The 12,569-nt window shown below is 46.5% G+C and carries 12 protein-coding genes and 1 pseudogene; 7 read left to right on the plus strand and 6 right to left on the minus strand.

All coding sequences use genetic code 11. From position 1 onward, the window contains the following. The 3 genes from WBA89_RS25865 to WBA89_RS25875 all read left to right on the plus strand — a co-directional run. The coding region (locus WBA89_RS25865; protein ID WP_424410475.1) for a thioesterase domain-containing protein at positions 1–1,851 on the plus strand (1,851 nt) is incomplete at its 5' end. A gap of 180 nt (positions 1,852–2,031) precedes the next feature. Continuing rightward, the gene (locus WBA89_RS25870; protein ID WP_424410477.1) at positions 2,032–2,319 is read left to right on the plus strand and encodes a DUF2281 domain-containing protein; all 288 of its coding nucleotides are present in this window, start codon (positions 2,032–2,034) and stop codon (positions 2,317–2,319) included. Next, positions 2,312–2,671, plus strand: a complete 360-nt coding sequence (locus tag WBA89_RS25875; protein WP_424410479.1) for a type II toxin-antitoxin system PemK/MazF family toxin — start codon at positions 2,312–2,314, stop codon at positions 2,669–2,671. The genes WBA89_RS25870 and WBA89_RS25875 overlap by 8 nt, the downstream gene beginning before the upstream one ends. A gap of 291 nt (positions 2,672–2,962) precedes the next feature. On the opposite strand, the gene cobS is transcribed toward WBA89_RS25875, so the two are convergent. Beyond that, on the minus strand, positions 2,963–3,760 hold the full coding sequence (gene cobS, locus WBA89_RS25880) for an adenosylcobinamide-GDP ribazoletransferase (RefSeq protein ID WP_424410481.1): 798 nt from the start codon (positions 3,758–3,760) through the stop codon (positions 2,963–2,965). Positions 3,761–4,019: 259 nt separating this feature from the next. On the opposite strand from cobS, the gene WBA89_RS25885 reads away from it, so the two are divergent. From WBA89_RS25885 to WBA89_RS25895, 3 genes are all read left to right on the plus strand, one after another. Further along, positions 4,020–4,469, plus strand: a complete 450-nt coding sequence (locus tag WBA89_RS25885; protein ID WP_424410483.1) for a hypothetical protein — start codon at positions 4,020–4,022, stop codon at positions 4,467–4,469. 242 nt (positions 4,470–4,711) lie between these two features. Continuing rightward, on the plus strand, positions 4,712–5,842 hold the full coding sequence (tgt, locus tag WBA89_RS25890) for a tRNA guanosine(34) transglycosylase Tgt (RefSeq protein ID WP_424410485.1): 1,131 nt from the start codon (positions 4,712–4,714) through the stop codon (positions 5,840–5,842). Positions 5,843–5,902: 60 nt separating this feature from the next. Next, on the plus strand, positions 5,903–6,040 hold the full coding sequence (locus WBA89_RS25895) for a photosystem II reaction center protein K (protein ID WP_068815178.1): 138 nt from the start codon (positions 5,903–5,905) through the stop codon (positions 6,038–6,040). 168 nt (positions 6,041–6,208) lie between these two features. Here the strand turns inward: WBA89_RS25895 and WBA89_RS25900 are convergent, their stop codons facing one another. Then, on the minus strand, positions 6,209–6,763 hold the full coding sequence (locus WBA89_RS25900; protein ID WP_424410487.1) for a glutathione S-transferase family protein: 555 nt from the start codon (positions 6,761–6,763) through the stop codon (positions 6,209–6,211). A gap of 196 nt (positions 6,764–6,959) precedes the next feature. Next, complete coding sequence (locus WBA89_RS25905; protein ID WP_424410488.1) at positions 6,960–7,541, minus strand: manganese efflux pump MntP family protein; 582 nt, start codon at positions 7,539–7,541, stop codon at positions 6,960–6,962. Positions 7,542–7,735: 194 nt separating this feature from the next. Here WBA89_RS25905 and WBA89_RS25910 point away from each other — a divergent pair, with 194 nt between their 5' ends. After that, the gene (locus WBA89_RS25910; protein ID WP_424410489.1) at positions 7,736–8,335 is read left to right on the plus strand and encodes a cytochrome b/b6 domain-containing protein; all 600 of its coding nucleotides are present in this window, start codon (positions 7,736–7,738) and stop codon (positions 8,333–8,335) included. A 252-nt stretch (positions 8,336–8,587) separates the two neighbouring features. On the opposite strand, the gene WBA89_RS25915 is transcribed toward WBA89_RS25910, so the two are convergent. The 3 genes and pseudogenes from WBA89_RS25915 to WBA89_RS25925 all read right to left on the minus strand — a co-directional run. Beyond that, positions 8,588–10,975 (minus strand): cache domain-containing protein, encoded by a 2,388-nt coding sequence (locus WBA89_RS25915; protein ID WP_424410490.1) that lies wholly within the window; start codon positions 10,973–10,975, stop codon positions 8,588–8,590. A 682-nt stretch (positions 10,976–11,657) separates the two neighbouring features. Beyond that, entirely contained in the window at positions 11,658–12,122 is a 465-nt protein-coding gene (locus WBA89_RS25920; RefSeq protein WP_424410491.1) for a hypothetical protein, read from the minus strand. Between the two features lie 324 nt (positions 12,123–12,446). Beyond that, positions 12,447–12,569, minus strand: a pseudogene (locus tag WBA89_RS25925) (sugar O-acetyltransferase); the annotation flags it as partial.

Genomic DNA, 12,569 nt, shown 5'->3' on the forward strand with positions numbered 1-12,569 from the left:
GTTTTATCGGTTCCCCACGTCCAGAAATTGCTCGCAGAGGCTCCTAATTGCCAGTTAATTAACGGCTACGGGCCGACCGAAAATACGACTTTTACTTGCTGTTTTACGATCGCCCCAGACAGTCAAATTAGCAATTCGGTGCCGATCGGCAGACCGATCGCCAATACTCAAGTTTACATACTCGATCGGCATTTGCAGCCAGTGCCGATCGGCGTGCCAGGGGAGTTGTACGCAGGGGGTGCAGGCTTAGCCAGAGGCTACCTCAACCGCCCGGATTTGACAGCCGAAAGGTTCATTCCAAATCCTTTGATCGACCCAGAAAATGGATGGAAAAATGCCGAAGAGCGATCGGTTTCAAGCCTTCTTCCTTCTTCAAATCTTTATAAAACCGGAGATTTAGCCCGCTACCTACCCGACGGTAATATCGAATATCTCGGACGCACCGACAATCAAGTAAAAATTCGCGGTTTCCGCATAGAAGTCGGAGAAATTGAAGCAGTATTAGCCGCACATCCAGATATCGCTCAAGTAGCAATTGCAGTTCAGTTAGATGCTGCCGGCAACAAATGTCTGGCAGCTTATGCAGTACCCCGCCCTGACACAATTCTCGCAGCAGCAACCCTGCGGAGTTTCCTGAAACAAAGGCTGCCAGACTACATGATACCCGTTGGGTTTGCGTTCCTCGACGCTTTGCCCTTGAACCCGAACGGCAAAGTTGACCGCCGCGCTTTGACCACTCAAAAATGGCAATCTGCTAGCATTGCGCCCGACGAAACAATCGCTGTTGCCCCCCGCGACCAGTTAGAATCCCAGGTGACAGAAATTTGGCAGCAAGTTTTAGGCATCGATTCAATTGGTGTCCGGGACAATTTCTTCGATGTAGGAGGACATTCGCTGCTAGCAGCGAGCCTGTTAGCTGAAGTTGAAAAAGTATTCGGCAAAAAACTGCCGCTATCTGCAATTTTCCAATCGCCAACAGTCGAACAATTGGCTGATATTCTCCGCGAACCGGAATGGTCGTCTCCGTCTCCGTCAATGGTAGTTATTCAACCGGGAACAGGGAGTTACAAACCGCCTCTATTCTGCATTCACGTACTCGGTAGGGGATTGGAATTTTACCGTCCTTTGCTGAATCATTTGGAGCCATCGCAGGCAGTTTTGGGCCTGTCTACTCAAATTATGGATGACAAATTGGCTCCTCCCAATCGAGTTGAGGAATTGGCTGCTTATTACATCAAAGAAATGCAAAGTTTCCAGCCGCACGGTCCTTATTTTCTGTTAGGAGTATCTTTTGGGGGGACAGTAGCTTTTGAGATAGCTAGGCAACTTGATGCCAAAGGTGAAAAGGTAGCTTTGCTGGGATTGTTGGATACCTACGGCCCGGATGCTTTTAAACATTCTCCTGCAATAAAACGCGGTCAACGGGCGATGAAAGTTTTACACCTGACACCTGGTGTATTTATCAATAAAGCCAAGAGCAATCTGAGCGGGAAAATCGAAAGCCTTACTGAGATTCAGTGGAGAATATTGTGCAAATTTTACCGATCGATCGGGCGTCCTTTGCCGATTTATTTGGAAAACTTCACTCATCGAGAACTCAATCAAGAGGCATTGAGACACTATGTAGCGGGAGTTTACTCTGGTGGAGCGACTATCTTCAAAGCGGTTGAGAGTGCCATCTTGTTTGGTGCCGATCGCGAATTGGGTTGGGGCGAAGTAGTGAAGGGAGGAATAGAGATTCACGAGATCCATAGCGACCATTTGGGGATGTTACAAGAGCCGCACGTTGGGATACTGGGGGAAAAATTGCAGGCTGCAGTCGATCGCGCTCGGCAAATGAATTGTCAATAATGTTAAGTCTGGTGAAATTACCTCAAAAAAGGTCGATCGCCCGCGTACCCTTCCAATAGTAAACAGGTAAAACTGCTATAGCACAAAATCCAGAGCGAAAAGAGAGAATACGATGCCGTCCTTGGTGTTGTAGTTCCGATTAAGTTTAAGCTAAACTACAGGAAAGGTAAAGAGCTAATTATGCAAAACGCTGCCAATATCGAGCAACTTATTTTAGAAAAACTGCGGTATTTACCCCCCGAAAAGCAGCAAGAGGTTCTCGACTTCACTGAATTTTTATGGCAAAAATCCAGTGAAAAAATCACAATTTCCAAGCTATCCCTACGACAAATCGCTGCGCTGCCCCTAGAGGAACGCCATCAGATTCTAGCGCGATCGATTCCTGCAACTGCCGATGATTTTATAACCGACCCTGAACTCACAGAATTTTCCATATTGGATACCGAAGAGTGGATGCAGAATGACTAACCCCAAACGCGGCCAAATCTGGTTGGTCGATCTCAATCCGACGCGAGGACAGGAAATTCAAAAAACTCGCCCTGTCGTTGTTATCAGTTCCGATCTTTTTAACCCAATTCCAATTAGAATCATTATCCCGATCGCAAGCTGGCAAGAAAAATTTAGCGATCGCCCGTTCATGGTACGCATTGATGCCAACTCACAAAATAAACTCGATCGAGACTCTGCGGGAAACGTTTTACAAGTTCGCAGCCTTTCAACCGAACGATTCATTCGCAGTTTAGGTCAAGTTTCCCATGAAACTCTCCAGGAACTGCTCTCAGGTCTGGTAATTTGTGTGGATTATCAAGCACCGCCTTAAAGCGATCGCGATCGGGCATAACAGCGGACAATTGACAGCAAAAAACCCGATCGAATACCAATACTCTAAAGTCTGGCAACAATTTGGTCATTAGTTATTGGTTATGGGTTATTGGTTATGGGTTATTGGTTATGGGTTATTGGTTAACAGTTATGGGTTATTGGTTAACAGGTAACAGGTAACAGATAACAAATAACAAATAACAAATAACAAATAACAAATAACAAATAACAAATAACAAATAACAAATAACAAATAACAAATAACAAATAACCAATAACAGTCAACTGTTCACCCTTCCAAAGCCACCAAAAGACACAGCAACAAAGCCTCCGTCCACTCAACTACAGCACCGTAAGTATCGCCCGTGTGGCCGCCCAAACGGTGGTTGAACCAGGCTCCGGCAAAAATTCCGATCGCGCTTCCGCCCAAAGCCATCCCCACCGCCAACAGCCACCGATCGCCATCCAAGACAACTTGCAGCACGCTCAAACTCACCAACAACAGAACTCCTGGGATAAAATCAAAAGGTGAATAAATCGATTCTTTATGAAAAGCTCCCTTACCCTCGGCCCGGAGATAGGGATAGCGGGCGATCGCCACCAGTTGGCCCCACCTTCCCCAACCCGCCACACCCATCAAAGCCAGCCACCGATAGTGATTCAAATCCGAAAGAGCGACAGTTTTCAGCAGGACGATCGCGATCGCAGCCATCGCCCCAAAAGCCCCTGTAACGCTGTCGCGCATCACTTCCAGCCGGCGCACGGGGTCGGGTACGGCAAGCCCGTCCGCCGCGTCCATTGCCCCGTCTAGGTGCAGCCCGCCAGTGATGGCGATGCCCAAAACTACCACCAAGGCCGATCGAGTCAGAGCAGGCATCCCCAGCAACTGCAACCCAAGATCCGCCAGTCCCAGCATCCCGCCGATCAAAAGCCCGATCGCCGGAGCCAAGCGAGCAATGCCCCGAAACTCCAAAGTCCAAGACACCGGCATCGGCAAACAAGTATAAAACGCGACTGCGGCTGCAATGGCAGCGCCTTGATTCCGGAAAAAGTCAACCGTAGAGCGAACCAATTTATCATCCACCATAAGATAGAAAGTTTTTCATCTTGTCTGCAGTTGTCAATTCATTAGCTTGTGCCAGAATTGGAACTGTAACACCCTAGTCCTTTGGATCGGGCATTCCTCCTGTCCGAGCAATTTTCCCCGGAAAACCTCTGCCAGCAGCGCTTCCGAAGCTCCCTATCTAAAATGACTAAACTCAAGATTCCGGTTTCCCGTATCCAGAATTCTAGCTAACTCCCCGATTTCCAAAACGGGAACATACTACAACAGAGGCTTTTACTCCATGAGTCACGACCAATCGAATAACAGGGTAGTTGCTCCTTGCATCATCGATACAGGCATTGTCGTCAACAAGCGCGATATCAAAAGATTGCTGTTTGATTTAGGACGTGTGCGCTACCTTCACATCCAAGATGGCAAGATTTACAGCGAAGGCGAAGGGTACGTGCTCGAAGTCTTCGCCAACCCCCACCGCTCTACCATGATTGCCAACCACGCGCTTTATTTGAACGTATATAGTTTTGATTACCTGGAACTGAAACAGTCGCCTGAAGATGGTGCTTATTTTGACCTGATTCAAGAGGGGCGGCAGTTGCGGTTAATTCCCCTGTCCAATCCTTTGCAAGAGCAAGTCTCCCGGAATTTAAATGCTGCAGCTTTGGATGCAGTTGTCGATCAGGTACTCTCAGGAAACTGGGATCTGCAATTGGATGAGGATGATTCTCAGTTTTAATCACCAGTCAGTCGATTTTAGATTTTAGATTTTAGATTTTAGATTTTAGATTTTAGATTTACTCGCAGCGCCGTGAATCTGGGAGGTAGAACTAAGGTCTAAAATTTTTTGCCCTCCACGACAATTGTCGGAAAATTGTCTCCGTTTTTGGGCGGGGTGATGGTTTTTTTTGTCGCGATGTCAACAACAATAGATTAAATAACACGGACGGCCGAGTAGCGGTTAACGATCGACGGAGACTAATGACTGAAGACAACGGGAGATTTTCTTTTAAATGTAAGGCTAACTGCAGCCATACCCAAGCGCGTGCAGGAGTTTTTACCACTCCCCACGGTGTTGTGGAAACGCCAAAGTTTATGCCCGTGGGCACTCTGGCTAATGTCAAAACTTTGACTCCGGCACATCTTGAAGACGCGGGAGCTCAAATGGTTTTGGCGAATACTTATCACTTGCACCTGCAGCCGGGGGAACGGATTGTCGCGGGTGCGGGCGGATTGCACAAATTTATGGCTTGGCCGGGCCCGATTCTGACGGATTCGGGCGGCTTTCAGGTGTTTAGCTTGAGCCAAATGCGGACTATTTCGGAGAATGGGGTGACTTTTCGAGCTCCCCGCGACGGCCGCATCATTAATTTAACGCCGGAAAAATCGATCGAGATTCAGAACGAGTTGGGCGCTGACGTGATTATGGCCTTTGACGAGTGTCCGCCTTACCCCGCTACGCGGGACGAGGTGGAGGCAGCGACAGATCGCACTTACCGCTGGCTGCAGCGCTGTATGCAGGCTCACTCGCGCCCGGAACAAGCTTTGTTCGGCATCGTGCAGGGGGGTGTTTTCCCCGATTTGCGATCGCGCGCGGCGAACCAGTTGGTAGACTTAGATTTGCCCGGTTATGCGATCGGCGGGGTTAGCGTCGGCGAATCGGGGGATTTGATCGCAGAGATTGTGAGAGTTACTGCGCCCCTGTTACCTGCAAATAAGCCCCGTTATTTGATGGGGATTGGCACCTATCGGGAAATGGCGCTGGCGGTGGCGAGCGGTGTAGATATGTTTGACTGCGTGATTCCAACTCGGCTGGGCCGCCACGGGACGGCTTTTGTGCGCGGGGAACGCTGGAATTTGAAAAATGCTCGGTTTCGGGAGGATTTTGCTCCGCTGGATGAGTCTTGTCCTTGCTATACCTGCCAAAAATTCAGTCGGGCTTATTTGGCTCATTTGGCGCGGGCTAAGGAAGCTCTCAGCTATACTTTGCTGGCGCTGCACAACGTCACGGAGTTGATTCGCTTTACTGGAAAAATGCGGGAGGCGATTTTGGCCGATCGATTTACTGAAGAGTTTGCCCACTGGCTGACACCGACTGTCGATCGATCGTGAGCTCCTTTGGTGAAGATATGCGACAATTATTAGAATTGTGTTGGATAGGTAGGTTGATTCATGGAAGCTGCATTACTTTTAGCAAAACTGCCCGAAGCTTATGCGATATTTGACCCGCTGGTTAATGTTTTGCCAGTGATTCCCGTGTTTTTCTTGCTGCTGGCTTTTGTTTGGCAAGCGGCTGTCGGGTTCAGATAAGTCGGATTTTAGTAAAAGCAGGGGCTATTCACAAATTAGCCCCTGCTTTTAGCTGTTGAGTTTTTGGTTCGATCTCGTTTACGGTTGTTTTGGAATTATTTAACCGCAGAGAACGCAGAGAACGCAGAGAAAGAGCGGAGAGAGCTGAATAATTTTGATATGCTATGTTTAGCCCTGGCCGATCGCCTTTTGGAATGCCGGTCTTTCCGAGATCCGCTTCATGTAATCTAAAACAGCCGGATAAGCGCTGAGGTCTAGTTTCAGCATCATCGGAATGTAGCATAAAATTGACCCGACTGCTGCATCGGCGACGCCGAATTCATCGCCCATTAAAAACGGCTGTTTCTCGAAGATTTGATTGAGGGGTGTTAACAGGCGGGGGGTTTCGCGATCGCGACTTGCTTCGACAAATATTCCCGGGCCGAGGGTAGCGTTAGCAAACATCACCCACTGCACGATTTCGGCTTGCTGCTCGACACTTTCGGGCATTTTACCGTATTTTTGAGCTAAATACAGCAAAATTGCGCCGGATTCCCAAAGTTTAAAATCTCCGTCCACAATTGCCGGTACTTTGCCGATCGGGTTAATTTCCAGAAACTCTGGCTGCAAGTGTTCCCCTGCTTGCATATCTAGGGTGACGAATTCGTAGGGAACCGCTATTTCTTCGAGATACCACTGGACAATAGAGGCCCTGCTGCGGGCTCCGCCGTAAAGTTTCAGCACGGAATTTTTTTTCCTTTAACGCAATATTTCTGTTATAGCATCTTTGGGGAATTGGGAATTGGGAATTGGGAATTGGGAATTGGTCATTGGGAAAATAACTAATGACTACTGACTAATGACTACTGACTAATGACTACTGACTAATGACTACTGACTAATGACTAATGACTACTGACTACTGACTACTGACTACTGACTACTGCCCTGTAATTATTGTCGCTTCTGTTAAATGTACAAATAAGATTTTGCTACCAATAAAAATCAAAATTGCTCCGCCCAATATCTCGATTTTATTGGCAAATAAGTTGCCGCACTTGTGTCCAATAAACACGCCCGCAAAAGCTAAAAAGAAAGTAATAAATCCGATCGCAGTCACCGCCTGAGCAATAGAATCTTTCAAGACAGCAAATCCGACTCCCACTGCGAGGGCATCGATACTCGTCGCCACCGACAGGGTTATCAAAGTTCCAGTATGTAAGGGATTGAACTTTTTTTCGCTTTCTTCGCCCTGCAGCGATTCGTAAATCATTTTACCGCCAATGAAACTCAAAAGCCCAAAAACTATCCAATGGTCGATCGGTGTTATCCAAGAACTAAAACTCAGACCTGCCAACCATCCGATTACGGGCATCAAAGCTTGAAAGCAGCCGAAAAATAAGGCTATTTTCAAAGCTTTATTGAGCTTCATGTGTTTGATTGCTAAACCGCTAGAAATCGCCACAGCAAAAGCATCTGTTGCTAGTCCCAAGGAAAGAAAGACGGTAGTGGCTGCATCCATTTTTTTAAAGTGTAAAACGTTACGATTAAAGATTTTTTTAGACAATTTTAGTCTACACTAAACCTCGATAAAATTACCGTTTTATCACAATACATTCATTTTTTAATCACATTTATTTCATAATTTGCAGGGTTGAAAAATGCCGGGATTAGTTGTAATGTACGATCGGGAGTTTTTCAGTACCAAAGTTGACAATGCCGCAACCTAAACCTTACCAGCCATTGTTGCTCAGATTGCTGCACGGGCTTAACGGTGCGATCGCCCTTTTAGCAATTTTGACCGCATTTTTGGTGTACAACGCCTATGACGGGCGGTTGGGCAAAGTGCCCGCGCCTCCGATTGCTGATATCATCGGGATTCACGGCACTTTCGGCAAGCTGTTGCTGTTAGGAGTGATGCCGGCTTTTGCATTGTACAGTTTCCACGCAGGTCAACAACGCTTGGTGCAGCCGGATTCTTTTGGCAAACTAACTCAGTTGGGAAAACCGATTTGGTGGTACAGTTTGCACCGGATTGTAAATACTTTGATGTTGTTAGCGCTGACTTGGGCGATCGCCTCTGGAAGTATGGTTAAGGAAGAATGGCTTCCGGCGGGGGATTTGACGCAGGTTTGGTATTATTTGCACCTTTCTGGTTGGGCGGTATTAGTGTTTTGTCTGCTGATGCACTTGTTGATGAGTGCGAAAGTGGGGGGTTTGCCGCTAATTTTGTCGGTGTTTGATGTTGCGTACCGCCCGGAGGATTCGCCGGCTGCTTGGTGGCGCAAAATTCGCTCTTTTGTCGATCGCTCTTAATGTCATACCAATTTCATAAAGTAGCGCTGGATATTACCCCCCCAACCCCCCATTATTTCGGGGGGGAGTGGGGGGGGTAGTAGCACATATGAAAGAAAAATGGTATAAAAATGAACAAAAATATCCTATTAATTGTTGTGGAAGTTTTGGTAATGGGAGGCTGGTTGTTTGCTGTTATCGCGCCTTTATTGTTCCCCTAATCCGATCGCGATCCGTTTTGCAGCAACGAATTTCTGTTTTGCGGGCTTGATATCAAACGATCGGCAATTGTACTATAAACTCAGCACCGCCTCCAGTTTGAGATTCAATTTCAGACTGTACTGGAGATTGAACGGTAAAAATACCGCCGTGCAATTCTACAATAATTTTATAGCAAGCCGACAGTCGCAATCCTGTAAAATTTTTCATTGATTTAGTAGCACCAAACGGGTCAAATATTCTCTGTTGAATCTCCGGCGGGATTCTGCAGCCGTTGTGGGCGATCGATACTGCAATAAACCTGCCAGAAAAATGCTCTACTATATCTGTTTTAATTGTAATGATTGGCTCGGAGTTGTCAAGACTGTTAACAGCATCAATCGCACTGCTGAGGATATTCGTAAATACTTGGCTGAGTTGACCGGGATAGCACAAAATTGGTGGCTGGTTGTTATATTCCTTGACTACTAATACTTTGGGAGACAGCCTGTGAGCGAGCAATAGCAGAATATTGTCGATACTTTCGCGAACGTTGGTTCGTTCTTTGTTAGCTTCGTCAGGAAGTGAAATTTTCCGAAAAGCCACTACGAGCTGCCGAATGCGATCGGTTCCTATTTTCAGAGAATTGAGAGTTGCCGGCAAGTCTTGGCTGATAAAATCTAGGTCGAAGGTTTCTATTTCTCTGGCAATTCGCGGCACTGGTTGGGGGTACTGTTCGCGATAAAGGCGAATTATTTCGAGCAAATATTTGATATAATCGTTGACGTGAATTAGGCGACCGTAAATAAAGTTAATTGGGTTATTAATGTCCTCGGAAATTCCGGCGGCGAGTTGACCCAAAATTGCCATTTTTTCGCTTTTTACTAAATGCTCTTCGGTTCTTCTGAGTTGGGCTAGTAATTCTTCTAAAAGTTTGAGTTCTTCTTGAATTTGTCCCTGGAGTTGCGATTGGGAAATTGCGATCGCCAGCGAGTCTGCTGTTGCTTCCAAAACTTCTAATTCGTCTGGATTCGCAAACTGCCGATTAGCAATGGCGAACAAATATCCCAGCCGATTAGTCTGAGTAAGTACGGGTACTGTTGCGTAGCGGCTGTTTGTGAGTTCGAGATGGGCGGATTTTTGAAATCCTGCGACATCAGAGGCGGAGGTTTTATTGAGAATTACTGTTTCGCAACGCTGCAGCCGTGCAGCTAAATCTCCCGATGGCCCTCCCGTCGCGCCGAAGATTCCCAAGCGCTGCGGTAAACCTTTTCGGCAATATTCCCAGCAAAATTCTACTGTATCTTGTCGGGGGTCGTACCAGCCGAATATTGCTCGATCGAGCTTTAACAATGTACCGAGTTCTTCTACTGTTGTTTGCAGGATGCGATCGATCCCCAAGCCAGCGCGAATGCGTCCTGTCAAACGGTGGAGAATCGCTTCTGTGCGAGTGCGGATGCCATTTTTGGCAAACAGAATCAGTGCCGCAATTGCTGCGAAAATAGCTGTGGCGAAGAGTATGGCGGCGGCTGCTGCTAATATGTTTAAGGGGATTAGTTCTTTTTCCAGATTGTGGGAAGGAATGACTAGGGCGATCGACCATTCAGCTTGTTCTAAGGGAAGATAAGCAACATAAACTTTGGCTTCGTTGATTTTAGTCAGCAAAATGCCCGTTTTTTGATAAACCATCTCCCTGGCTACATTTGCCAAATTAGCATCTGCCGACTGTAACAGACTCGGAGCAGGCTTGTCGATATTTCCGATTAACCGAGCGTCGGGATAGACAATGGGGATTCCTTGAGAATTGAGAACAAAGGCATAAGTTCCGGCTCCATATTCCAGCTTTCCTACTACTTCGGCAATTCTGTCGATGCTAATAACGCCGTTGATTACTCCGATCGGCTTTTGTGCCGTTGTATCTCGATAATTTGCCGAATTTGAGCGCACCGGAGCCGAAATGGGAACAATACTTTGTTGTTTTAGCGTGCGAGAAATTGTAGGATCTGAAACATAGACTTCGCCAGCCATTGCTTTTTTGAAGTGTTGGCGATCGCTGACATTAATCAAAGCTCTGCCGACTTTTGTAGTGAAATAAGAACCGTCGGAGTCAATTAATGCAAAATGCTGGAATTCTTGCAGTCGATTTACTTCGGATTTCAAATAAGGCCCTGCCACATACCAATTCATCGATCGCACCGGAGGAGTGTTAGCGAGGAGTTCGATCTCAGCCTTTCTCGTACCGATCCAGCGATCGATCTTGTTCCCGCGCTGCTTCACCTCTAACAAAGCATTTCGCTCTAAATTGTCCACAATCAAGCGGCGCGCGCTGTGATAGCTGATGCAACCAATGATGCTAGCTGCTAGAATTGTTGCGCCCAAAATTAACAGCGCAATTTTGTAGGGAAAATTGTATTTTCCCTTAAATCCCGCTTGCAACAATCTTGTTAATTTCCACCACTTCACTTTCGCAAAGCTTCGCATGGTTTGACCAATTTGTGAGATTAAAATCCTCAGCTCACCTGCGATGCACTTGCTCGCCTGCGAGCAGTCTGAAAACTACTAGCATTGAATAAGTGCGGGGATTTTTTGATTTTTTCCCGTTGGCCGGCTCACTCTGTTAAACTGGCATTAGATTTTACCATATTTTTGAGCGATTAAAACATTTCAGCAAGCTCTTAATTGCTCGTTACCAGGCTCTGCCTGGTAATGCAGATCCGGAGGCTCTGCCTCCTTTGAGGAAGGCAACTTACAGGAGAGAGGACTGTAGGAGGTGTTTAAGTTATTAAGTTTTCGATCCTAAACTGGCATCAGAGCCTACCATATTTTTGGCAAATTAAAACATTTCAGCAACCGCTTATATTTTGTTAAGTGTTGTTAAGAATTGCTCTCAGTTTGGTAAGGTTCGCTGCTCGGCGCAGCCTAGGTTGAGATGTTTAAATTTTGTGCGATCGGGTAATGTTGAGATATGGGCGTTTTTTGATTAAGCAAGGCGCAACCTACCTTGAGGAATTGGGCGTTTTTCTTAATAATAAAATTTGAAAAGTTTTGAGTTATTAATGAACGAAAAATTTAAGAAATATTTAATTCACATTTCAAAACTCAAAACTATTTTCCGTGCTAAATAGCCGCAGTTTGGCGACTTAATTTAAAGAACCTTGTGAGTGTGATCGTGCTGTTTCACATTGTCTTCAGTGCGAACGATGCGCTCGGAATTGAGGACTCTTTTGCGTTCTAATGAATAAGCAAAGTCGTTGCGAACTGTTCCTGAAGGAATGTGAACTTGAGCCTCGGGGCGGATTTTGTAAGTGCGGGCTGCGGCGATCGCCCGAAACCCGAATTCGTCGCTAAACTGAGCTTCCGGGGGGAATTCCGGCAGCCTTTTGGGTGAGTCGCCCTCCAGCACCGCTCCTAAAGTCGTGCCCCAAGCCATTTCATAAGATGTGGGAATTCCCTTGACAATTGCTTCCAAAGCTGCAGAGGGGATAGCTTCGATGATTTTTACTTGATGAACTTCGCCTTCTTCTTTGATGAAGCAAGTGGCCAAGCCCACTGCGATGTAGTCGTCGGTGCAGAGATCGGGGGCGGTGGGATAAACTGTTGCAGTCGTCATAAAAAAATCTTTTGAGTAGGAGTTGAAAACCGTTCGCGAAAAACCAAGCGATTTTAGATTTTAGATTTTTTGCACGGATTTTTCTGGGGGCTTTGACTTGAAAAATCTCAAACTGGCTGTATCTAATATCTAAAATTGTTGGGGTAAGCTCCAAAGAGCCGATCGCGCCAGCGAGTCGATCGTACCACATCTAGCTATAGCCTTTCTCAAAAAGGTCAGAAGTCAGTCGATTTTAGATTTTAGATTTTAGATTTTAGATTTTAGAATGGGGAATTGAGGGATTGAGGGAGCGATCGATCAATACCTCATTTTTTGCACGAACCGCTATAAATGCCGGATAATGCGGCAAGGATTCCCCGCAGCAACGACATTTGCAGGAATATCTTTGACCACACCGCTGCCTGCGCCGATCGTGCTATTATCGCCCACAGTCACTCCGGGACAAAT

Origin of the sequence: Microcoleus sp. (assembly GCF_049646505.1) — a bacterium.
GTDB lineage: Bacteria > Cyanobacteriota > Cyanobacteriia > Cyanobacteriales > Microcoleaceae > Microcoleus.

Coding starts and splice junctions, on each gene's coding strand:
- WBA89_RS25875 (WP_424410479.1), top strand. CDS start 2,312: ATGACTAACCCCAAACGCGGCCAAATCTGGTTGGTCGATCTCAATCCG.
- WBA89_RS25905 (WP_424410488.1), bottom strand. CDS start 7,541: ATGGATGCAGCCACTACCGTCTTTCTTTCCTTGGGACTAGCAACAGAT.
- WBA89_RS25870 (WP_424410477.1), top strand. CDS start 2,032: ATGCAAAACGCTGCCAATATCGAGCAACTTATTTTAGAAAAACTGCGG.
- tgt (WP_424410485.1), top strand. CDS start 4,712: ATGACTGAAGACAACGGGAGATTTTCTTTTAAATGTAAGGCTAACTGC.
- WBA89_RS25920 (WP_424410491.1), bottom strand. CDS start 12,122: ATGACGACTGCAACAGTTTATCCCACCGCCCCCGATCTCTGCACCGAC.
- WBA89_RS25895 (WP_068815178.1), top strand. CDS start 5,903: ATGGAAGCTGCATTACTTTTAGCAAAACTGCCCGAAGCTTATGCGATA.
- cobS (WP_424410481.1), bottom strand. CDS start 3,760: ATGGTGGATGATAAATTGGTTCGCTCTACGGTTGACTTTTTCCGGAAT.
- WBA89_RS25910 (WP_424410489.1), top strand. CDS start 7,736: ATGCCGCAACCTAAACCTTACCAGCCATTGTTGCTCAGATTGCTGCAC.
- WBA89_RS25885 (WP_424410483.1), top strand. CDS start 4,020: ATGAGTCACGACCAATCGAATAACAGGGTAGTTGCTCCTTGCATCATC.